This is a genomic window from Nocardia sp. NPDC004604, assembly GCF_040609795.1.
Classification (GTDB): Bacteria; Actinomycetota; Actinomycetes; order Mycobacteriales; family Mycobacteriaceae; genus Nocardia.
Genome location: NZ_JBEXLC010000001.1, coordinates 58,731 through 80,939, shown reverse-complemented (window position 1 = coordinate 80,939; position 22,209 = coordinate 58,731). Strand labels below are relative to the sequence as shown.

General features: G+C 66.3%; 22 protein-coding genes. 10 read left to right on the top strand and 12 right to left on the bottom strand.

The window, feature by feature from the left end:
* Positions 1-59: 59 nt before the first annotated feature.
* Positions 60-1,286 (top strand): MFS transporter, encoded by a 1,227-nt coding sequence (locus ABZW16_RS00420; RefSeq protein ID WP_354950595.1) that lies wholly within the window; start codon positions 60-62, stop codon positions 1,284-1,286.
* An 82-nt stretch (positions 1,287-1,368) separates the two neighbouring features.
* Positions 1,369-1,899, top strand: a complete 531-nt coding sequence (locus ABZW16_RS00415) for a GNAT family N-acetyltransferase (RefSeq protein ID WP_354950895.1) — start codon at positions 1,369-1,371, stop codon at positions 1,897-1,899.
* A gap of 6 nt (positions 1,900-1,905) precedes the next feature.
* On the opposite strand, the gene ABZW16_RS00410 is transcribed toward ABZW16_RS00415, so the two are convergent.
* Positions 1,906-2,658 carry an alpha/beta fold hydrolase gene (locus tag ABZW16_RS00410; RefSeq protein ID WP_354950593.1) on the bottom strand — a complete coding sequence of 251 codons (753 nt, stop codon included), beginning with the start codon at positions 2,656-2,658 and terminating at the stop codon, positions 1,906-1,908.
* A gap of 117 nt (positions 2,659-2,775) precedes the next feature.
* On the opposite strand from ABZW16_RS00410, the gene ABZW16_RS00405 reads away from it, so the two are divergent.
* From ABZW16_RS00405 to ABZW16_RS00395, 3 genes are all read left to right on the top strand, one after another.
* On the top strand, positions 2,776-3,663 hold the full coding sequence (locus ABZW16_RS00405) for an ABC transporter ATP-binding protein (RefSeq protein ID WP_354950591.1): 888 nt from the start codon (positions 2,776-2,778) through the stop codon (positions 3,661-3,663).
* A gap of 35 nt (positions 3,664-3,698) precedes the next feature.
* Positions 3,699-4,463, top strand: coding sequence for an ABC transporter permease subunit (locus ABZW16_RS00400; protein ID WP_354950589.1), 765 nt, complete (start codon positions 3,699-3,701; stop codon positions 4,461-4,463).
* Positions 4,464-4,538: 75 nt separating this feature from the next.
* Positions 4,539-5,030, top strand: a complete 492-nt coding sequence (locus ABZW16_RS00395) for a MarR family transcriptional regulator (protein ID WP_354950587.1) — start codon at positions 4,539-4,541, stop codon at positions 5,028-5,030.
* 51 nt (positions 5,031-5,081) lie between these two features.
* Here the strand turns inward: ABZW16_RS00395 and ABZW16_RS00390 are convergent, their stop codons facing one another.
* Positions 5,082-5,876 (bottom strand): tyrosine-protein phosphatase, encoded by a 795-nt coding sequence (locus ABZW16_RS00390; protein WP_354950585.1) that lies wholly within the window; start codon positions 5,874-5,876, stop codon positions 5,082-5,084.
* Positions 5,877-5,934: 58 nt separating this feature from the next.
* Positions 5,935-6,951: a cell division protein ZapE gene (gene zapE, locus ABZW16_RS00385; RefSeq protein WP_354950583.1), complete on the bottom strand. Its 1,017-nt coding sequence runs from the start codon at positions 6,949-6,951 to the stop codon at positions 5,935-5,937.
* 35 nt (positions 6,952-6,986) lie between these two features.
* Here zapE and ABZW16_RS00380 point away from each other — a divergent pair, with 35 nt between their 5' ends.
* The 4 genes from ABZW16_RS00380 (at position 6,987) to msrB (ending at position 11,461) form a co-directional block, all read left to right on the top strand.
* Positions 6,987-7,748 (top strand): pyrimidine reductase family protein, encoded by a 762-nt coding sequence (locus tag ABZW16_RS00380; RefSeq protein WP_354950581.1) that lies wholly within the window; start codon positions 6,987-6,989, stop codon positions 7,746-7,748.
* Positions 7,749-7,873: 125 nt separating this feature from the next.
* On the top strand, positions 7,874-9,430 hold the full coding sequence (locus ABZW16_RS00375) for an alpha/beta hydrolase (RefSeq protein ID WP_354950579.1): 1,557 nt from the start codon (positions 7,874-7,876) through the stop codon (positions 9,428-9,430).
* Between the two features lie 137 nt (positions 9,431-9,567).
* Positions 9,568-10,932, top strand: a complete 1,365-nt coding sequence (locus ABZW16_RS00370; RefSeq protein ID WP_354950577.1) for a glycosyltransferase family 87 protein — start codon at positions 9,568-9,570, stop codon at positions 10,930-10,932.
* 85 nt (positions 10,933-11,017) lie between these two features.
* Positions 11,018-11,461 carry a peptide-methionine (R)-S-oxide reductase MsrB gene (msrB, locus tag ABZW16_RS00365; protein ID WP_354950576.1) on the top strand — a complete coding sequence of 148 codons (444 nt, stop codon included), beginning with the start codon at positions 11,018-11,020 and terminating at the stop codon, positions 11,459-11,461.
* A 113-nt stretch (positions 11,462-11,574) separates the two neighbouring features.
* On the opposite strand, the gene hemQ is transcribed toward msrB, so the two are convergent.
* The 7 genes from hemQ to ABZW16_RS00330 all read right to left on the bottom strand — a co-directional run bounded on the left by hemQ (position 11,575) and on the right by ABZW16_RS00330 (position 19,500).
* The gene (gene hemQ, locus ABZW16_RS00360; protein WP_354950574.1) at positions 11,575-12,270 is read right to left on the bottom strand and encodes a hydrogen peroxide-dependent heme synthase; all 696 of its coding nucleotides are present in this window, start codon (positions 12,268-12,270) and stop codon (positions 11,575-11,577) included.
* A 152-nt stretch (positions 12,271-12,422) separates the two neighbouring features.
* Entirely contained in the window at positions 12,423-13,658 is a 1,236-nt protein-coding gene (locus tag ABZW16_RS00355) for a globin domain-containing protein (protein ID WP_354950572.1), read from the bottom strand.
* Entirely contained in the window at positions 13,655-14,125 is a 471-nt protein-coding gene (locus ABZW16_RS00350) for an Rrf2 family transcriptional regulator (RefSeq protein ID WP_354950570.1), read from the bottom strand. The genes ABZW16_RS00355 and ABZW16_RS00350 overlap by 4 nt, the downstream gene beginning before the upstream one ends.
* 338 nt (positions 14,126-14,463) lie before the next feature.
* A complete protein-coding gene (locus tag ABZW16_RS00345; RefSeq protein ID WP_354950568.1) occupies positions 14,464-15,825 on the bottom strand; it encodes a protoporphyrinogen oxidase in 1,362 nt (453 codons plus the stop codon).
* 95 nt (positions 15,826-15,920) lie between these two features.
* Positions 15,921-17,456 (bottom strand): AMP-binding protein, encoded by a 1,536-nt coding sequence (locus ABZW16_RS00340; RefSeq protein ID WP_354950566.1) that lies wholly within the window; start codon positions 17,454-17,456, stop codon positions 15,921-15,923.
* Between the two features lie 81 nt (positions 17,457-17,537).
* Positions 17,538-18,665 carry a DUF5938 domain-containing protein gene (locus ABZW16_RS00335; protein WP_354950565.1) on the bottom strand — a complete coding sequence of 376 codons (1,128 nt, stop codon included), beginning with the start codon at positions 18,663-18,665 and terminating at the stop codon, positions 17,538-17,540.
* Positions 18,666-18,696: 31 nt separating this feature from the next.
* On the bottom strand, positions 18,697-19,500 hold the full coding sequence (locus ABZW16_RS00330) for an SDR family NAD(P)-dependent oxidoreductase (protein ID WP_354950563.1): 804 nt from the start codon (positions 19,498-19,500) through the stop codon (positions 18,697-18,699).
* Positions 19,501-19,732: 232 nt separating this feature from the next.
* On the opposite strand from ABZW16_RS00330, the gene ABZW16_RS00325 reads away from it, so the two are divergent.
* Positions 19,733-20,374, top strand: coding sequence for a TetR/AcrR family transcriptional regulator (locus ABZW16_RS00325; protein WP_354950561.1), 642 nt, complete (start codon positions 19,733-19,735; stop codon positions 20,372-20,374).
* A gap of 41 nt (positions 20,375-20,415) precedes the next feature.
* Here the strand turns inward: ABZW16_RS00325 and ABZW16_RS00320 are convergent, their stop codons facing one another.
* Positions 20,416-21,012, bottom strand: a complete 597-nt coding sequence (locus ABZW16_RS00320; RefSeq protein WP_354950560.1) for an AAA family ATPase — start codon at positions 21,010-21,012, stop codon at positions 20,416-20,418.
* An 11-nt stretch (positions 21,013-21,023) separates the two neighbouring features.
* The gene (gene hemE, locus ABZW16_RS00315) at positions 21,024-22,088 is read right to left on the bottom strand and encodes a uroporphyrinogen decarboxylase (protein ID WP_354950893.1); all 1,065 of its coding nucleotides are present in this window, start codon (positions 22,086-22,088) and stop codon (positions 21,024-21,026) included.
* Between the last annotated feature and the right edge of the window lie 121 nt (positions 22,089-22,209).

The window sequence follows — 22,209 nt, the reverse complement described above, 5'->3', positions numbered from 1 at the left end:
AGGATGACCGTGGACCACTTCGCTCGGCACGACCGCGGCCGGGCCGATAGTCTCCGCAAATGGGACCGATTTCTCCTATCCTGCGCGGCGCCCGGATCGCGAATTCGTTGGCATTCGGGTTGCAGGGCTTTTTCTTCGCCGTCGTACTCACCGAACTGCCCCAGCAGAAGGATCGCTTCGGACTCTCCGACGGTCTGATCGCCGGTTCGGTGGTCCTGGTATCGATCCTGGCCGGCGTGGGCAGCGTGGCGGCCGAGCAGGTCGCCACGCGCTGGTCCAGCCGGGTCACAGTGCGGATCGGGCTGTTCGGTATCACGGTCACCGGATGCGCGATCGCGATGGCGCCGAATACGTCCGTCCTGCTGATCACGCTAGGGCTGTACGGGATCGCGGTCGGTATCGTCGACGCGAGCACCAATATGCAGGGTGTATTCATCCAGCACGGGTACGGGACGTTCATCCTGTCCTCGTTCTACGCGGTGTGGAGCGCCGGATCGATCATCGGCGCGCTGTTCGTCTCCACCTGCGAGGCCCTGGATGTCACACTGCGCGAATCGCTGCTGACGGCGGCGGGGCTGGTTCTCGTGGTCGGACTGGTCATCGGTCCGCGCCTGCTCAGCGCGCAGGAGGCGGAGGCCGGTCCCGCGGAGACAGCGGAGAGCGAATCCGGAGCATCCGGAATGGTTCCGCTGCGCAAGTACCTCGCCTTCGGCATCGCGGCCTCGCTCGTCTTCGCGATCGACCTCACCGTCAGCAACTGGTCGGCGTTGTATCTCAAGGAAGATCTGCTGGCCAGTTCGTCCACCGCGGCGCTGGCGCTGGCCGTCTATCAGTGCGCATCACTGACCGCCCGGCTATCCGGAGACCTGTGGGTGCGACGGCTCGGCGGACGCCGGGTGGTGCGCGTGGCGGGCGCGATCGGTGTGCTCGGGCTCGCCATCGCGGTCGCCGCACCAGGGCCTGCGGTCGCGATCGCGGGGTTCCTGGTCGGCGGTTTCGGTACCGGCGTTGTCGCGCCACTGTGTTTCAGCGAGGCCGGACAGCTGACCAGCGGACGCCAGCTCGACGCACTCATCGCGCGACTGAACCTGTTCAACTATGCGGGCACACTCGTCGGCGGCGGGCTGGTCGGCGCGATTGCCGCCGGGTTCGGACATCGGATCGGATTCGTGATCCCGGTGCTGTTCATGGCGATCGTTATCGGACTCGCACGCGTATTCCATTCCCGTTCCGAACCGGATGAACTTTCCGCGTCGAACGAAGGCCATGCTGTACTGGACACATGAGCGAGTGGAGCGAGCGATTCATGTGCCAGCGCGCGTTGCGCATGCCGGAGCCGAGCGCCAGCGAGGCGTAGGCATGAGCAACATCCCAGTCATCGTCGACCGGGCCGGATTATGGGACGCCGAGGCCCTCAGCGACGTTGCGGCCGCGACCTTTCCGCTCGCATGCCCGCCGCACGCAACCCCGGAGGATATCGAGATCTTCATAACCGAGGTGCTCTCCGGTGAACGCTTCGGCGAGTACCTGACCGACCCCACCCGCATCGTCCTCAAGGCGGTCACGAACGGCGATATCGTCGGCTACGCGATGTTGCACTACGGCGATCCGGCCGACCCCGAGGTCGCCAAGGCGGTCGACCTGCGGCCGGTCGTCGAGATCAGCAAAATGTACGTGCTGCCGGGCCACCACGGGGCCGGGGTGTCGAAGGCGCTGATGAATGCCGCGCTCGAGCGCGGGCGCGAAGACGGTGTGGCGGGGGTGTGGCTGGGCGTGAACCAGGAAAACGTGCGCGCCCAGCGGTTCTACCGCAAGCACGGGTTCGAGCGGGTCGGCAGCAAAACCTTCCTGGTCGGCAGTCAGTTGCATCACGACTTCGTCATGCGGCTGGTTTTCTGAGCCGAATCAGTCCAGGAATTCGATCAGCGCGGCATGGAAGGCCGGATCTACCACGGCCATCAGATGATCACCGGGGACCACCCGCAACGTGCCGTCGGGTAGCGCGGCGGCGAGGCGCTCCGGCTCGGCCGCGAACGGGTCCTTATCCCCCGCCAGCACCAAGCTCGGCATCGTGATGTCGGCCAGGGATTTGATCGGCTCCTCGTCCAGTCCGGTCGCAACCGCCTCGATGGCGTCGCGATCGGCGCGCACCGCATCGGCGAGAACCCGGAACATCATCGCGATCGGCGGCGCGCCCGCACCAGCACCACGCATGGCAGTGCGCAGGTCGTCGATATCGATGACGCGCCGATCGACGCCGCCGCAGTCCAGCACCCCGGAGCCGATGCCACCGAACGCCAGTTTCGCCACCCGCCGGTCCGCGCCCGCTACCAGCAGTGAAATGATCGCGCCCATCGAATAGCCCACCTGCACAACGCGATCGAAACCGAGTTCGTCGTAGAGCGCACTGACATCGCGCGCCATCCCCGCCCACGTGTAGCGGGCCGCATCGTGCGGTTTCTCGGAACGGCCGTGCCCGCGCGCGTCCAGAGAGACCACGGTGCGCCCGGCGGCCTGTAGCGCGCCGACCACGCCGGTGCCCATCCAGTTGGCATTCGTATCGGCGACCACCCCGTGCTGCAAAACGACCGGAATGCCTTCGCCCTCCCACACGCGGTAGTTGAGCTCCAGTCCGTCCCAGGTCGTGAACTTCGTCATGTCCGGATCGTAGTGGTACCGATCCGAGGGTTGACATGTTCTATTTGTTCAGTATTTACTGAACATATCGGTCTTTACGGAACATGTAGGACCTGAAACCCTCTCGAAGGAGTCTCAATGACCACCGCCGCGATCCGCGCCGAGGGCCTGACCAAGCACTACGGCAGGCATGTCGCACTCACCGACCTGCACCTGGAGGTCGGCCAGGGCGAGGTGTTCGGGTTCCTCGGCCCCAACGGTGCGGGCAAGTCCACAACCATCCGCATTCTGCTGGATCTGATCCGGCCGACCGCGGGACGCGTGGAGGTATTCGGCGTCGAGCCACGGGTCGGCGGTGCGGAACTACGCAAGCGCATCGGCTACCTGCCGGGCGAACTCGAGATCGAGGGCCGCAATACCGCGCGCGAATTGCTCGGATTCCTGGCCGATCTGCGCGGCACCGTCACCCCGAAGCGAATCATCGAACTCGCCGAACTGCTCGATCTCGACCTGTCCAAGAAGGTCGGTGCGATGTCCAAGGGCAATAAGCAGAAGGTCGGCATCATCGCCGCGTTCATGCACAATCCGGACCTGCTGATCCTCGACGAACCCACCTCCGGCCTGGATCCGCTACTGCAGCAACGCTTTCTGGATCTGGTCGCCGAGGCCAAGCGGAACGGGCAGACGGTGTTCATGTCCTCGCACATCCTCAGCGAGGTGCAGCAGAGCGCCGATCGCGCGGTCATCATGCGCGCGGGCCAATTGCTCGGCACCGAGAATGTCGAGGATCTGCGGCGGCGTTCGCCACGCTCGGTCGAATTGGTATTCGGCGAGAACGTTTTCGCCGACGACTTCGCCAAGCTGCCCGGCGTGCGCGAGCTGACCATCGAGGGAACTACCTTGCGCTGCACCACCGAAGGCGAGGTCGACGGTCTGTTCAAAATGGCTGCGAAGTACCCGCTGGTCAGCGTGCTGTCCACCGAACCGGATCTCGAGCAGATCTTCTTCAGCCTGTACGGCCGCTGATCTCCCCAACTGTTTATCGCACAGGAGAATTCGTCATGACTCGTTCGGTCTTCACCCAGACATTGCGGGAGCAGCGCCGCGGCCTGATCGGCTGGTCGATCGGCTTCGCCATCGTCCCGATGATGTATCTGCCCTCCTACCGATCGCTGAAGGAGCAGGGCTCGCTCGATATCAAGCAGAACCGGATGTACGAAGCCATGGGCGTCAGCGATTTCGCCAGCGCCAGTGGGTATTTGAACGCGACGGTGTACTCACTGATGGGTCTGCTGCTGATGCTCATCTTCGCGGTCACCTTCGCCAGCCGTTCGGTGGCGCAGGAGGAGAACGGGATGCTGGATCTGCTTCTCGCACAACCGATCAACCGCGTGAACTTGCTACTGCAGCGGTTTGCCGCGCTGGCCGTGCAGACCTCGATCGCCACCACCGTGCTCACCCTGAGCGTCATCGCGGGAGCCGATAGCGGCGGGCTCGACGTACCCACCGGCAATATCCTGGCCGCCAGCGCGGGGCTCGGCTTGCTGGCACTGGTCGTCGGCACGATCACGCTGCTGGTCGGCGCGGCCACCGGAAAGCGTTCGGTGACACTGGGTTCGGCGTCGCTGGTCGCGGTGGCGGGCTACCTGGCCAACAACCTCGGCGGTGACTTCGTTCGCAAGCTGTCGCCCTTCTACTGGGCCAATGGCGGCACGCCGCTGGTGACCGGCTGGAACGGCATCCATTTGGTAGTGCTGGTGATCGTGGCCGCCGTGGCCCTGGTGCTGGCGCTGGGCGCCTTCGATCGCCGCGATCTGGCGGTCTGACCGACCCGAACGGGGCGGACCGACACGGTCCGCCCCGTTTACCGCTATCCGCGTCTTGGAAGGGATACTTCTCCGATGGGCACCACCGACAACGAGCAGACCACCGCGCCGACCGCGCAACAGCTGGCATTCGTGGAGGAGCTCGCGCTCGTACTCGAGCGGATGGGCCTGGTCCGGATGGCGGGTCGGGCCGCGGGGTGGTTGCTGGTCAGCAATCCGCCGGAGCAGACCTTCGGCCAGATCGCCGAGGCACTCCAGGCGTCCAAGGGTTCCATCTCCTCCGCATTGAAGACGCTGGTCACCATGCGCTGGGTGGACAAGATCTCCAAGCCGGGCGACCGCAAGGACTACTACTCGATCCGGCCCGGGGTGCTGCCGGAGCTGACCCGCCAGCAGAGCGGGATGTACAACGATCTCACCAATATGACCGCACGCGGGCTCGCACTCTTCGACAACCCGGATGGTGCCGACGCCGCACGGGTGCGGGATATGCACGAGTTCTTCGTGTGGATGGGCAAGGAGATGCCCGCATTGATCGATCGCTGGTACGTGGACCATCCGTCCTGAGCCGTCGGGCACAATCGGCCGAGCCCGAAATCGGCTGCGTGACAGCCTGAATCAGGCGAGCAGCTTCGCCTGCAACGCAGCAACCTCACTGGTCGTGAGTTTCAGACCGTTGCGGATGTAGTTGTCGAAACTCCCGTAGGTCCGGTTCGCCTGGTCGAAGGCGGCGTCCAGCCACGCGGCCGAGACACCGTTGAGCGGATCGTTCGGGCTGGCATTGCGGTACTGATTGGATAGCAGGTAATCCTGCGTCACGGTATCGCGGTCGACGCCGAGGATGGTCAGCAGGACCGCGGCGGTCCAGCCGGTGCGGTCCTTGCCCGCGGTGCAGTGGAACAGGACGGCACCGTCGGTGTCGATGATGTCGCGCAGCACCGAGGCGAAGGCCTGATTCGCCCCTGGCGCGGTGATGAACGCCCGGTACAGGTCGTCGCCGCCGGTGAGCGTGGTGACCAGGGTCTGCGGCGGGGCCTGGCCGATGACATCGACCCAGTTGGCCGCCGCACCCAGTGGGAGGCGGTCTGCGGCGATGGTGCGCTCGTAAACGGTGCGCAGATCGTCGACGACCCGCACCCGACGCTCGCTCAGCACGGCCAGATCGGCCGGAGTCGCATTATTGAGCTGACCGGTGCGGTAGACCAGCCCCGTGCGCACCCAGTGGCCGTCGGTGGTGCGGTAGCCGCCCGCATCGCGGCCGTTCTGCACGCCCTGCAGGTTCAGCGAACGGTCGAAGGTGACCGCGTCGGCGACACCGACCGGATCGGCCAGTGCAATGCCTGCCACCGGCCCGAAGGCGACGGCGAGACCGGCGGCCAGTGCCACCGGGACTCGAAGGGTACGACGGACCATGACGGCGCTCCGATCATCGACTGCAGGACTATTCCCCCGACCCCCTCTGGGCCAGCGACTACGCCGCGACCTCGAAGCGCGACAGCGCCAGCAGACGCGAAATCGCACGCAGGTACTTCTTTCGATACCCGCCGTCGAGCATCTCCTTGGAGAAGATCTCATCGAGCTTCGCACCGGAAACGGTCACCGGCACGCTCGCGTCGTAGAGCCGGTCGGCGAGCACGACGATGCGCAGCGCGACCGCCTGATCGGTCACCGGATGCACATTCGAGATGTACACCGACGACACCCCGGAGATCAGCGCACCGTACTTGGACGGGTGCAGCGTGCTCAGGTGCTTCAGCAGCGCGTCGAACTCGTCGAGCGTGGAACCCGCTGTGGCAGCGGCCCGTTCGGTGAGCAGCTCGGGCGAGGTGGGCTCGGGCGCGGGCGGCAGATCGCGGTGCCGGTAGTCCGGACCGTCGACGCGTACGGCCTCGAAGATCGAGCCGAGCTTCTTGATCTCGCGCAGGAAGTCCTGGGCGGCGAAGCGCCCCTCACCCAGTTGGCCGGGCAGAGTGTTGGAGGTTGCGGCGATCGAGACACCGCGCGCGGACAGCTCGGTCAGCAGCCGCGAGACCAGCATGGTGTCGCCGGGATCGTCGAGTTCGAATTCGTCGATGCACAGCACGCTGTTCGCCGCGAGCCGCTCGAGGGCATTGTTGAAGCCAAGTGCGCCAACGAGATTGGTGAGTTCACCGAAGGTGCCGAAGGACTTCGGCGCGGGGGCGCTGTGAAAGATGGAGGCGAGCAGGTGGGTCTTGCCGACGCCGAAGCCGCCGTCGAGGTAGAGCCCGGCACCGCTGATCTGCTTCTTCTTCCCGAACAGGCTCTTCTTATTGGCCGCCTGGTGGATCTTGGCGACCTGCCCGGCGAAATCCTCGGCCTTGCAGACCGCGGCTGCCTGGCTCGGCTCCTTCGGGTCCGGAATGTAGGAGGCGAAACTGACCTCGTCGAACATGGGCGGTGGCACCATCTGGGCGACCAACTGGTCCGCCGGAACCTCCGGATGGCGATCGACAAGGCGTTCTTGCATGGTCGAAGCCTAATGACGTGGTGTGATCTTCTTTCATGCAGCGTATCCACAATGCGATCCAGCTCACAGGACTGAGCCGCGACAACCTGGCGGACCTGTATGCCTACCCTACCGATCCCCAGGTTCCTTGGGTTCGGGCCAATTTCGTCGCCAGCATCGACGGGTCGGCTACCAGCGGCGATCTCTCCGAGGGACTCGGTACCCCCGCCGACAAGACCGTCTTCACGATCTTGCGCGAACTGGCCGACGTGATCGTGGTCGGCGCCGGTACCGCGCGTGCGGAGAACTACGGCGGCGCGCGGACCGATCCGCAACTGCGACGCGCCCTCTACGACCGCGGTATCGGCGGCCATCGGGACGGTGCACCGCCACCGATCGCGGTGGTCACCTCGAGCGCCGCGCTGGATCCGGGCGCGCGGCTGTTCACCGAGACCGCCGTGCCGCCGTTGATCATCACGACCAGCACCGCGCCAGCGGATCGCAAACAGCAACTCGCCGATGCGGGCGCGCGGGTCGTCGAGGCGGGCGGCGTCGCGATCACCCCGCAGGAACTGCTCAGCGCACTGGCCGACCTCGGACTGCGGCGCGTGCTGTGCGAGGGCGGACCGCATCTGTTCGGTGAACTGCTGGCAGCGGATGCGGTCGACGAACTGTGCCTCACCACCGCGCCGGTGCTCGTGGGCGGTACGGCCCGACGAATATCGCTGTCCGCGCACGAGTTCCGCATGCCGATGGTGCGCAGGCACATCCTCCTCGACGACGACGGCACGATGCTGACTCGTTGGACCCGCCGATGATTGCTGTAGCGACCGAACGCACCGACCGCGCGATACCTGCGCATGGGCGGTCGCGCCGAACCACACCGCACCGCATCTACGCCTGCTTTGTGAAACAACCGCACGAACCTGGCAGGCTGTAGCGCATGCACTGGACTCGGGCCGTCGTGCTGGCCTCGACACTCTCGATCATGATCGCCGGATGCGGTGCGGGCCCTTCTGATCGCCCCGGCGTTGCCGTCGAGCGCGCCCCCCAGGGCGGTGCTGGCCCGCACCCGACCACGGCCATCGCGCCGCCGCCGGCGGCCGGTGTCCCCAAAACCGATCTGACCTGGCGCGATTGCACCACGCCGACGCTCGATCTGCTCGGTCTCGGCCCCGCGCCGTCCGGTCTGGTCCTGGACTGCGCCGAATACACCACACCGATCGACTCGACCGGCGGCGTGCTCGGCAACTTCCGCACCGGCGCCATGCGGGCCCGGCTGCCGCAGACCCCGACCGATGTCGCGCCGCTGGTCATCACCTCCGGCGCGGACCGGTCCTCCACCGCCACGTTGGCCGGGCTCGCGGTCGGCGCGGGTAACGGTCTGCTGGCCAGTCGCCCGATCGTCGCGGTGGACCGGCGTGGTCTCGGCACATCGCAGCCGATCGACTGTATGCCCATCGATGCCCGCCGCGGCCTGGCCGATAACGGGCAATTCGGGCCGGGTGCAAGTGATCCGGTCGACGCGGTGACCGGATTCAGCCAGGACGCCACCATCGCCTGCCGCGATTTCCTGCAGCCCTATGAGGGCACCTTCGACGCACCGCACGCCGCCGACGACATCGAACAGCTGCGCAGGCAGTGGCAGGTCGACCGGATCGACCTGCTCGGTTCCGGTAACGGCGCGAAGGTCGCGCTCAGCTACGCGCGCAAATTCGGCGACCATCTGGCGCGCCTGGTCCTCGATTCGCCGGAGGCCGTTGGGACCGACGCGGTCACCCGAACCGAACAGCATGTCCAGGGCGCGGAGGCGGCGGTAACGGCATTCGCCCAGCGCTGCACCGGGATCGGCTGCTCACTCGGCCCGGATCCGCGCGCCGCGATCATCGATCTCGTGCGCAAGGCGGGCAGCGGCGGACTCGGTGACATTTCAGCGAATGCGTTGCTGACCGGGCTGTCCGGATTCCTCGCCGGTCCGCGCGACCAATCCGCGCGGATCGCCGAACTGGCCGACGCGCTCTCGGCGGCCGGACGCGGCGATCGCGGACCGCTCGGGACGCTGATCCAGCGCGAATCCGCCGCCACCGCGGCCGACGGCCAGTTCGTCAACCGCTGCACCGATAACCAGCTGCCACCGAGCCCGACCAAGGCCAAGGAGCTCACCGATACCTGGGGCACGAAATATCCGGTCTTCGGCAGGTCGGCGGCGATCGCCATGCTGGCCTGTGTCGCCTGGCCGGTCAGTGCCGCGCCGCCACTGCCGGAGAAGCTGGACCTGCCCGTCCTCATCCTCGGCGGGGTCGCGGATCCGATGGTCGGCAATGGCGGCCAGGCCTCGGTCACCGGTGCGCTCGGCGCCGCTGGCGCGCGTAAGGCCGCGATCGCTTGGCAGGGTTGGGGACATCCGGTTTTCGCCCATTCCGGTTGTGCGCAACGGGCTCTCGTCGACTACCTGAAGGAGGCCAAGCTCCCCGCCGACGGCACCGCATGCCCGGCATGAGCGAGCCGAGCGTCGGCACAGCCCACTAGGGAAAATGACGAAGCCGAGAGATACGGGCACGGTCATGATCCCCTAACGTCGGCGCGCCAGGTAGGTCCAGGCAACCGTCACGAGCGGATCCGGTGTACCGTGCCCCAGTGTTACTTCGACAGCTCGAGCCTCGCACCGCTCGCACCACCGCCGAGGTGATCAAGTTCGCACTCTGGCCCCTCGCGGTCATGACTGTGCTCAATCGGGTCTTCATCAAGGCCGTCAACGGGTTCATCACCGATGACTTCAAACCGGTCTACAACGCCTCGCTGGCGTTTCTCAACCACCGGCCGGTCTACACCGCGAACTACGATCTGGTGGATCCGCACTACCTGTATCCGCCCAGCGGCACCCTGCTGATCGCACCGCTGGCGCTGATCGACCCGGAGAAGTCGCGCTGGTGCTTCATTCTGTTGAACGCGGCCGCCATCATCCTGGCCTGGTATCTGCTGCTCAAGCTGTTCAAGTTCACTCTCTCCTCGATGGCGGCGCCGATCCTGCTGCTGGCCATGTTCAGCTCCGAAACCGTCATCAACACACTGGTTTTCACCAATGTGAACGGGTGCGTGCTGCTGGCCGAGGTGGCCTTCATGATGCTGCTGCTCGCGCGGCGGGATCTGTGGGCCGGTGCGATATTGGGCTTGAGCATCGCGGTGAAACCGACGCTGGCACCGCTGGTATTGATCGCGGCGGCCCGTGGGCAGTGGAAGGTCTTCTACACCGCCATCGGCGTGCCGCTGGCGCTGACCGCGATCGCTTGGCCGCTGGCGGCCGATCCGGACAAATTCTTCACCAGGACCGCGCGCTATCTGTCCGATCCGCGCGACTATTTCAACAGCGCGATCGTCGGCAATGCCGCGTACTACGGGTTGCCGCTGTGGCTGACCTGGGGCATCCGCATTCTGATGGGCGTACTGGTGCTCATCTCGCTGTGGCTGCTCTACCGCTACTATCGCGACGATGAGCTGTTCTTCGTGGCCACCGCCTCCGGCGTGCTGATGACCGCGTTGTTCCTGCTCAACTCGCTCGGGCAGATGTACTACTCGATGATGCTGTTCCCGCTGCTGATGTCGGTGGTGCTGCGCAATTCGGTCATGCGGAACTGGCCCGCGTGGCTGGCGGTATTCGGATTCATGTCCTACGACAAGTGGCTCTCCGACCGCTGGCAGGGGCTGGGGCGCAACGTGGAATACCTGCGGATAACCTTCGGCTGGGGCCTGCTGCTGATCGTCATCGCCTGCGTGCTCGGCGACCGGTACCTGGCGGCGCGGCGCGAAGGTCGGCTGCAGTTCGGGATCGATCCGGAGTGGATGCGATCGCCGGAGTCGCCGGATGCGGTCGTAGCGGCACCGTACCGGGTCGCAGCAGATTCCGGTGCGCACGCGGACACCGCCGACGACTCGGTCGTGAACGGCCGGGAGACCGAGCAGTCCGAATTGCGGGCCGAACCGCAGCCGAGCGCGGTGAAGTAGCGACCAGTGGGCCAGAACCGGGGTTTTGGCCCACGACTGCGGGGTCGCGAGGGGCATTGCGTCGGAAACCTATTAGCGTGGAGCAATGAGTTCCGACGCCGACACGTCCCTACCCGCGCCGCGCATCCAGCTGACTCCACAGGAGTGGAAGGCCAAGCTGAATCTGGAGGAATACGCGGTGCTGCGACAGGCCGCGACCGAACGCCCGTTCACCGGCGAGTACACCGACTCCAAGACCGAAGGGGTCTATGTGTGTCGGGCGTGCGGTGCCGAATTGTTCCGCAGCACCGAGAAATTCGACTCGCACTGCGGGTGGCCGTCATTCTTCGATCCGGCGAAATCCGAGGCGGTCATCCTGCGATCGGATGACACGCTCGGCATGCATCGGGTCGAAGTGCTGTGTGCGAACTGCCACAGCCACCTCGGCCACGTCTTCGAGGGCGAGGGATACAACACGCCCACCGATAAGCGCTATTGCATCAACTCCATCGCCCTGCAGCTGCACCCCTCGGGCAGTGCAGCGGAGTAGAACGGCTGCCGCGCTCAGCGAAAGATACAGACCGACCGGCTTGTTGCGCATGCCCCGAAATCCTGGGGCATGCGCGGCCGCCACCCCCGCTCCGGCTCGCCGAGGGGCATGGATCAGGGCAGGGCGGCGATGAGCTTGTCGATCTCGACGCGGGGACCGGTGAAGAAGGGGACCTCCTCGCGGACGTGCAGGCGGGCCTCGGTGGCGCGCAGATCGCGCATCAGGTCGACGATGCGGTGCAGCTCCGGGGCCTCGAAGGCGAGGATCCACTCGTAGTCACCGAGCGCGAAGGAGCTCACGGTGTTGGCGCGCACATCCGGATAGCCGCGCGCGGCCTTGCCGTGGTCGGCCAGCATCTTGCGACGCTCATCGTCGGGCAGCAGGTACCACTCGTAGGAGCGCACGAACGGGTACACGCAGATGTAGTTGCCGGGGTCCTCACCGGCCAGGAACGCCGGGATGTGGCTCTTATTGAATTCGGCGGGCCGGTGCAGCGCCACATTGCTCCACACCGGAGCGCTGGCCCGGCCGAGTTCGGTGGTGCGCCGAAAGTCCGCGTACGCCGCCTGCAGATCCTCGACCCGCTCGGCATGCGACCAGATCATGAAGTCGGCATCGGCGCGCATCCCCGCGACGTCGTAGATACCGCGCACTACGATCTCCCGCTCGGCGAGCCCATCGAAGAATGCCCGCGCCTCCTTGATGGCACCTTCACGGTCGTCCCCCAACACCCCCGGCTGCACCTGGAACACCGAGAACATCAGGTAGCGAATGGTGGAGTTGAGTGCTTGATAGTCGAGTCGCGCCATGATTCCTATCGTGCCACTGCGGGCGGTCAGGGTGTCCGCGTGGGCTGTCGTCGCCGCGGGTGGTTGCCGATTGTGCGCCGCCTGCGGCGCATGAGCATGGCTGGCGCGCGGTCACATCGGGCCCCGGCGCGCCGCCATGATCACCGCCGCTGCTACACCGGGCAGACATCCAGCCGCCAGTCGGTCGGGGTGAACTGCTCGATATGGACGCGCTCCTCGGGCACGCCCGCGGTGTGCAGTTGGGTGCGTACCGAGTGCAGGAATTCGGTCCCGCCACAGACGTGGATATCGGCGTCGGCGGGCAGATCTACCTGCGACAGGTCGATCAGGCCCAGGTGCGCGCCCTCGGTTGTCTCTTGGTACCAGAATTCGAGCGTGGCGCACTGGAGCCGAGTGCCGAGTTCGAGCAGGCGCTCTCGCAACGGATGGGTTTGCGGAGAACGGTCCGCGTGCAGCACGACGGTATGCCGGTCCGGCGTGTTCGCGGCGAGGTGTTCGAGAATTCCGAGCATCGGGGTCGCGCCGACGCCCGCGGAGATCAGCACCAGTGGTGTGGTCGCGTCGGTATCGATGACCAGATCGCCGAACGGGAGGGTGACCTGCAGCGCGTCGCCGGGGCGCACAGTGTGATGCAACCACGACGACACCTCGCCCGCCGGGCAGCCGCCGGTGGCGTCGATCCGCTTCACCGCGAACGACAGTGTGCCGTCGCCCGGGGCATTGATCAGGCTGTACTGACGCAGCTGGCGGGCGCCGTCGGGCAGGTGCACGCCGACCGAAATATATTGGCCCGGCACGAAACTCGGCAGTGGCGCGGACGGGTCGGCGGATTCGACGGTGAACACCGCGATACCGGATGGGTCGTCGGCGCGGGCAACGACGGTCACGTCCCGGAACACATCGCCGGGCTCGACCCCGGCGGCCACGTAGAGCTGCTTCTCCAGGTCGATCAGCGCGTCGGCCATCAGCCAGTACACCCGGTCCCAGGCCGCAGCCACCGGTTCGGTGACGACATCCGAGCCGAGTACTTCCACGATTGCGGCGAACAGATTGTCGTGCACGAGCTGGTACTGCTCGGCGGTGACACCGAGCGAGGCGTGCTTGTGGCCGATCCGCGCGAGCATGGCGGCCGGATGCGGGAGGTCCGGGTCGACGAGATAGGTGGCGAAGGTCGCGATCGAGGCGGCCAGCGCCCGCGACTGGGAGCCCTGCGCCTGGTTGCCGCGGTTGAACAGGTCGCGGATCAGTCCGGGATGATTGCCGAAGAGAGTGCGATAGAACACCTTCGTGATTTCGTCCACCTGCGTGCCCACCAAAGGCAATGTGGCGCGGATGATCTCGGCGTGGTGCGCTTCCAGCTCCGGTTCGCTACGGACCGCGGTGTTCATGACATCTCCTTGTTCGCATATTCGCCCGCCGCTGATGTGGCGAGCAGACGCAGCAATCCGGACGTCGGCGCGGTGACGAGTTCGTCGAGGGTGTACCGATCCAATTCCCGGTAGAACGCCTCCTTGGCATCGGCCAACACCCGGCGCAACCGGCACCCGCCCACCAGCGGACACGGATGTTCGCCCTCGCAGGCGACCACTTCCCGATCGTCTTCGAGTTCCCGAATCAACCACCCGACCGATACCGCTCGACCCGCATCGGTGATGAACAGACCACCCGTGCGACCGCGCTGCGCCTGCACCAGACCGAGTTCGATCAGCCGCGAAACCGCCTTCGCCACATGATGTTCGGAGGCGTCGACCTGCCGAGCGATCAACCGAGTAGTCACCCGGCCGTCCGCCTCGTCACTCACCGCCAACCGCATGATGGCCCGCAAGCCGATATCGGTGAACCGTGAGAGCTGCATGGCCCCGACGCTACCGACGAGCAACCCCTACCACATCCCCCAGCCACGGTGTCCTTAATTACGCAATCCCGTGCGGTTTTTAGTGCAGCGACAATGCCCGATTACCCCGCGTTTCAACTCCCTGTGCGATGGGCATCACACGCCTGGCATCCCACCGCGCCCGAACCGTCGCTCAGCCCGACTCGCCAACACGCCCCTGGGCTCGCGATTTCACCGGCCACTCGGCCGACGACGCACGCCGCCGCTGGCCTGTGAGCTGGCACACCTGTCGGCAGCGTCGCGGCCACTCGGCCCAGGGGCGACCGAACGCCGGACGAAAGCGCGCGGCACCCCGCGAATCAGGGTGCGGAGAATCGGGTCAGGGTGGCGGCGACGCGGCGTGCGGCGGCGGTGCCGGAGGCCACGCACGCGGGGACGCCCACGCCGTGCAGGTAGGCACCCGCGACGGCGAGACCATCGAAATCGGCTATGGCCGACTCGATTTCGGCGATGCGGTCGTTATGGCCGGGGGCATATTGGGCGAGACCGCCGGGCCAGCGCTGGACCAGTGCGGAGGTCGGTTCGATGGTCGCGCCGGTGACTGTGGCGAGGTCCTCGGTCGCGGCGGCGATCAGGTCGGCGTCGGACCAGTACAGGGGTGAATCGTCGCCGAATTTGCCGAATGATGCTCGGACCGCAGCGGTCCCGCGCTCCGCCAGATGCGTCCATTTGCGGCTCGACAAGGTGAATGCCTTGGCGCGCAGGGGTTCTCCGGTGGCGACCAGGATCCCGGAGTTCTGGGGCAGCGCGGTGTCGCGCGGAAGACCGAGGGCCACAACGACGGATGAGGACAGCTCGATGCCAGCAGCGGCCGATGCGGCGGCGGGGGCGAACGGGCGCAGCAGGTTCGCGGTTACCGGGGCGGGAGTGGCGAGCACCACCGCGTCTACACCGCCGACCGGCTCGAGCACCCAGCCATGGGACGCGCGGACCAGCTGGGTGGCCGAGGTCGCGGTGACGAATTCCGCCCCGGATTTCGCGGCCAACGTATCCAACAGCACCCGATAGCCGTCGCGCAGACCGCCGAAGACGGGAGCGTTCGAGGGCGGCGGCATGGCGGCGGCAACCGCGTGGGTCAGGCTCGGCGCGCCATCATCGAGTGCGGCGGCGAGGGTCGGCAGCGCAGCGCGTACGCCGATGGAACGCGAACTGCCCGCGTAGACACCACCGAGCAGCGGATCGACGCTGCGTTCGACGACCTGCACGCCGAACCGGTCGGCGACCAGGCGGTAGACGTCCATATCGGCATCCGGATACCAGCCCAGCGGCCGCCGGGATTCCGTCTCGATCCGCTCGAGCGTTTCGACATCGACCAGTCCGCGCATCGATTCGGCATTCGACGGAATACCCATCAGGGTGCGTTCCGGCAGCGGATGCGCACGGCCCTGCGACCAGACCAGCGGCCGCAACCCGGCCGGAACCACCAACTGCGTTTCGAGGCCGAGTTCCCGCAGCAGTTCCGGCACCTCCGGCCGCCGCCCGACAAACGCCTCCGCCCCGAGATCCAAAGGCTCCCCGGCCAATTCGCCGGTATAGAGAATCCCACCGAGCCGCGCGGCCCGATCGATCACAACGATGTCGGCTTCCGCACCGAGCAGCACCCGCAACCGGTACGCCGCGACAAGCCCGCTGATCCCGCCCCCGACTACCGCGATTCTCATGTCGCGACCGTAGCCCTCCCGTGGATCCGCGCCGACCACGCCCCTCGCCTTCGTGACCGAGCGCACGATCGCCGGGCCGACACCGTCGGGCGCGGTCAGCGCTCGCCACGCAACTGTGCCCGAATCTCCGGTTTGAGCACCTTGCCGATCTTCGAGCGCGGCAGGTCAGGCCAGATCTCCACCTGCTTGGGAGTTTTCACCCCGCCGAGGCGTGCCTTCGTGTGCTCGCGCAGTTCGTCGGGGGTAGCGGTGCGCCCGATGTGCAGTTGGACGACGGCGGTGACCCGCTCGCCCCACTTATCGTCGGGAAGTCCGATGACCGCGCAGTCCTGGACCGCCGGGTGGGTCAGCAGCGCCTGTTCGACCTCGGCGGAGTACACATTGAATCCGCCGCTGATGATCATGTCCTTGGCCCGGTCGACGATGTAAAGGTAATTGTCGGCATCCAGGTAGCCGATGTCTCCGGTGTGATGCCAGCCGTAGCGCGACACCTCGGCAGTCGCATCCGGATTCTTGTGATACCCCGCCATGACCAGCGGGCCCCGGACCACGATTTCGCCGCGCGCACCGGCGGGGAGCAGGCGGCCCTCGGCGTCCATGATGGCCACGCGGGTGAGCGGGGTGGGTCGTCCAGCCGATGACAGTCGTTCGGTGGCAATCGAGCCGTCGGGGCGGAAGTGATCCTTCGGCGCCAGCGTGGCGACCATCATGGGTGCCTCCGACTGTCCGAACAGCTGACCCATGACCGGTCCGATCCGCTCCAGCGCCGCCGCCAGCCGGGCTGCCGACATCGGGGCCGCTCCGTACCAAAGACACTGCAGGGAACCGAGATCCGCCGTTGGTAACGCAGGATGATCCAGCAGCATATAGATCAGCGTCGGCGGCAGGAAGGTATGGGTGATCCGGTGCCGCTCGATCTGCGTAAGGAATTCACCGAGATCCGGGGTGGGCATCACGACGATCTCACCGCCGAGGGTCAGGATCGGAAAACACAGTACGCCCGCGGCGTGGGTGAGGGGCGCCAGCGCCAGATAGCGGGGCCGATGTTCGAACGGATAACTCATCAGGGTCAGTGCAGTCATCGTCTCGAGATTGTGACCGGTGAGCCGAACACCCTTCGGTCGTCCGGTTGTACCGCCGGTGCCGACCAGCATGGCGAGTTCGTCGATCGGCTCGACCTCCAACGGTTCGGCCGGACAGTCCCGCACCCAGTCGTCGAAATATGCTGCCCCTGCGATATTTCCGTCGGTACAGACCAGCGTCCGCAGCATGGGCAGCCGCGGTGCGATGGCGGAAACCAATGGCGCGAAGGCGGCTTGGAATATCAGGCAGGTGCAGTCGAAGAGCTCGAGTAGCTCTTGATTCTCCGCGGCCTCGTTGCGGGGATTGATCGGGCACCACACCGCACCGGCACGGGCGATGCCGAAAACACACGCAAAGGCCAGCGTGTCGTTCGCTGACAGGATCGCGACCCGCTCGCCGGGCCGGACCCCGGATCGCTCCAGCGCGCGAGCGATCCGCCAGGACAACTGCTGTACCTGCGCATAGGTCAGCGTGTGCCCGTTCATGGTCAGGCAGGGTGCGGTGGCGCCGAGCGAGGCACCTTTGTCGAGATAGTCGGTCAAACGCACGATAGTCCTCTACGGAAGCTGTTGTGGGAACGGCCGACTCGGACCACGGGCAGCTCCGGCCACCCATGGTCCGAGGCGCGATCAACGATGCACGGTCAGTACCGGTTCACTGACCAGTCCGAAACCGCGTAGCACGCCGAGCAGTTCGCGATGGCCGAATGCCTGGCACGCCGAAGCGAACCCGGTTCGTTTCGGCGGCGCCTGCAGCAGCGCGTTCGCGGCAAACGCCTGCAGCAGACCGGTCTGCTTGTAGTTGCAATTCCCGTAGATCACGCAGTGGGCACGGGCCAGCGGTCCGGACGCGTGCACGGAATCGAGCGAGGTATTGATGCGCGGATTCTCCCGCGGCGGCATCTCGTCCCGGACCAGGGCGGCCTGTTCGGCGAGGACGCGGTATTTCTCCTGCGCCGGAAGGTCTTTCACCTGTTCGACAACCGCCTGCACGATCTGCGGCACACCCTGCATCAACGGCCGGTTGAACACACCACCGAGCACCCTTACATTCGCCACCCGCGGATCGCGCTTGAACCACACCGGATGTGAGGTGCCGCCCCAAGGCAGTGCGAGCCCGATCTCATGCTGTCCGGGCACCACCACGTCGTAGAGTCCAGCGTCCGCGGGCCACTCCACATATTGGTTCTGCTCGAGGTAGTAGGCCTTGGACAGCGCGGCATTGACCAGAATCGTCTTCGTGGATGCGACCGTCGGGAAGCCCTTCCAGAAGACCTGGATATCGAGTGTGTCCAGGCCCGGGGTTTCCAGGCAGATATTCGCGGCGATCTCCCCCGTGGTGTACATCTGCGCGACTCCGGGTGCGAGCAGCAGACCCTGCGCGGCCATCTCGGCACCGTATTGCTCATCGCAGTCGATCAGCCAATCCTGTTCACCGGTGGTGTCGAGGTAGTGGGTCCCCGCGGCCACACAGGCCCGCACCACCTCATGTCCGTACTGCGAGAACGGGCCGACGGTATTGCAGACAACGGCGGCGCCGCGAAACAGCTCGGTCAGCGGCCCGACCTCATGTGCGACTTCGACGACCTCGTGCTCGACGGTGTCGATGCCGGGAATCTTGTCGACCGCCTCTTGCAGCCGGGACTTGTCCCGGCCCGCGGCAACGAACGGAATATTGAACTCGCGCAGGTATTCACACACCAGTCGGCCGGTGTATCCGGATGCCCCGTAGACGACGACGGGCTTATCGGTACTCATCAGATCTCGAACCTTTCGCTGTCTCGGAAACTCACATGCCCATGCCGCCGTCGACCGGCAGACCCGCGCCGGTAATGAACCGAGCGGCGTCGGAGGCGAGGAAGACCACCGCGTCGGCCATATCGGCGACCTCACCGAGGCGCCCCTGCGGGGTCTGCTCGACCACCGCACCGACGGCGGCTTCCGCACTGGGGAACAATCCGATCCGGGCGACATCGTCGGCGAGTTGGGCACCCATCGCGGTCGGGACGAGTCCGGGATAGACACAGTTCACGCGCACGCCATAGCCGAGCTTGCCGGACTCCATCGCCGCGACCCTGGTCAGCCGATCCACCGCGGACTTGGTCGCCGAGTAGACCGAAATACCTGGAAAGGCGATCGTTGCGGCGACCGAAGCAATGTTCACGATCGCACCACCCCGCCCCGCCGCACCGCCCGGCCGCATCGCGCGCAACGCGTGTTTGATACCCAGTGCCGTGCCGAGCACATTCACCTCGAGCATCCGGCGCACCTGTTCCGGATCGAGATCGACAACGAGGCTGGTGATTTCGACTCCGGCGTTGTTCACCACGATGTCCAGGCCGCCCAGTGCGGCGACAGTGTCGGTGACCGCCTGGGCCCAACGCGCGTCATCGGTGACATCGAGGGGCACGAATTCGGCCGTCGCACCGGTCGCCCGCAACGCTTCGACGGTGTCCTTGCCGAGATCCTCGCGCACGTCGCCGATCGCGACCGCCGCCCCGGCACGGGCCAGTGCCTCGGCCATTCCGGCACCAAGCCCTCGCGCGCCGCCAGTTACCAGGGCCGTGCGCCCGGTCAGGTTGTACCCACTCATCGGGCATCTCCTCCTCGAGATGGTCCATTCGGCTTTCGGTCTCATCCGGCACTCCGACCCGATGCGACGTGGATCACAGTGTGCTCGTGTTCTTGACAACCGTCAAGATTTTCCATGACAGTCGTCAAGATTTTCTTACACGATCGTCAAACCAGCTGGTCGCCCAATACCGGTACCGCGATACACTGGGCGAATTCACAAGATGCGGATGCGGTGACGGAGAGAAGCCACGATGACCGAAATCGTCGAGACCAGGCGGAATCGCATCGCGCGCCGACAGGTCGATAAGTTCGGCGAGCGGCGCGCTCAGCTGGCCGCCGCGGCCCTGCACACCCTCGCCGAACTCGGCTACGCACGCACCAGCTTGCGGGAGATCGCTCAGAAATCCGAGTTCACCCACGGGGTGCTGCACTACTACTTCAACGACAAGGTCGAGCTGATCACCCACGCGGTGCGGCAGTACGAGCAGGTGTGCGTCACCCGTTATGACGACATCGTCGCCACCGCGACAACGGCCGAACAGCTACGAACGGACTTCGGCGCGGCGATGGCGACCACCCTGGACGCCGACGCACCGCTGCACCGGCTCTGGTACGACCTGCGCAACCAGAGTCTGTTCGAGGAGTCCTTCCGCGATGACGTGCTCGAGATCGACAGTCACCGCGAGGAGATGATCCGCAACGTCGTAGACCGCTTTGCCGAGTTGTCCGGTCGCCCTCTCCTGATCCCCTCGACCACGGCCTACGCCATATTCGACGGCCTGTTCCAACAGGCACTGCTGCACAAACTCGCCGGGCAGATCGATGCCGCCGACAATCTCCGCACCGAGGCCGCGGGTCTGCTGGATGTGGTGGTCGGACAGGGCAGGCCCTAGCCGGTCCCGCTGCGGCGCGTCGGCTCTCGTCTACGGAATCGTCAAACCTCACCCGAGATGATCAGGTCCACATGGTCACGGGTGCGATCGGCGGCGAAGTGGGCGTCTTCGGCGGCCATCCACCGCTCCCACAGCGGCAGCGTGTGCGCACCATCGCGATCGAGTCCGCGTGCCAGGCACACTGCGCGCGGGGTGTCGATCCACACTGCCAGGGTCGATCGATCGCGGACGGCGGCCCGAGCCGCGGAGACGCCTTCGAGGACGAGCACGCCCCCGGGCGCGACGTCGTGCCATTCGCCCAGGGCTCGCTTGTTCCAGTCGTAGCGCTGGTATCGACCGGCGCGTCCATTGACGATCGGCTGGAGCACCTGTTGCTCGAGCCGAGGCCACCACGGGAGCTCATTGTTCCCCTTGGCGAAGTCGTCGGTGTGCACGACCCGCGCATCACACCGCGCCGCCAAAGACGCTGCGAACGTTGACTTTCCGGCCCCACCCGGCCCGTCCACCGCCACCAGCCGCGTCGATCCGAGCCGCGCTGCACCGGCCGCGACCCGACCGACGATCTCCTCGATCGCCGGACTGGGCTCGCCCGGCGGCGCGGACAGAGGTAGGCCACTCGGTCGAGGATCCGCGCCCATGACCAGCTAGGTCACAGTTCGTGAACGAGTTGCACCAGCGCGGTGAGCACACCCGGATCGGTTTCGGGCAGCACACCGTGCCCGAGGTTGAAGATATGACCGGCCGCACCCATGGTGATCGCCTCATCGGCCTCGTGCGCGATGCGCCGCGCCTCGGCCTCGATCGCGGCGGATCCGGCGAACAGCACGGCGGGATCCAGGTTGCCCTGCAAGGCCTTTCCTGGTCCGACTCGGCGCACCGCCTCGGTCAGTGGCACCCGCCAGTCGACACCGACGACATCGGCGCCCGCCTCACCCATCGCACCGAGCAGTTCCCCGGTCCCGACCCCGAAGTGGATCCGGGGCACGCCGGCCGCGGCGACCTCGGCGAAGACCCGCTCCGAATGCGGCAGCACGAATTCGCGATAGTCGGCAAGCGACAGCGCCCCGGCCCAGGAATCGAACAATTGCACCGCGTCGACACCGGCGGTCAGTTGCGCCTGCAGGAACGCGACGGTGATATCGGTCAGGATGCCGAGCAGTTCGTGCCAGGTCGTCGGATCGGCGTGCATCATCGCCTTGGTGCGCTCGTGGTTCTTACTCGGACCACCCTCGACCAGATACGACGCAAGCGTGAACGGCGCACCGGCAAATCCGATCAGCGGCGTCTCGCCGAGCGCGTCGGTCAGCAGCCGCACGCCGTCGGTAACCGCGCCCACCTCTTCGGGCCGCAGCCGAGGCAGCGCCCGCACATCCGCGATGGTCCGCACCGGCGATGCGATCACCGGCCCGACACCGGCGACGATATCGAGGTCGATGCCCGCGGCCTTCAATGGAACGACGATATCGGAGAACAAGATCGCCGCATCGACACCGTGACGCCGGATCGGCTGCATGGTGATCTCACACACCAGCTCTGGATCGAAGCAGGACTCGAGCATCCCGATGCCCTTGCGCAATTCGCGGTACTCGGGCAGCGACCGTCCGGCCTGACGCATGAACCACACCGGCCGACGGGTGGGTTCGGCGCCGGTGGCGGCGGCCAGGAACGGGGCATCGGTCAACCGGCGGCGGGTGTGAGTGCTCATCACCGCTATCGTATGCGGGCTCGCGCCCCGCCCCCGCGCGGCCGGGTGCCGGGTCACCGAAGGGCGATGTTCGCCCGCTCGGAGCGGGAATCCGGCGCGCCTCCGACCGCCCCGGGCGCACAAGGTCTAC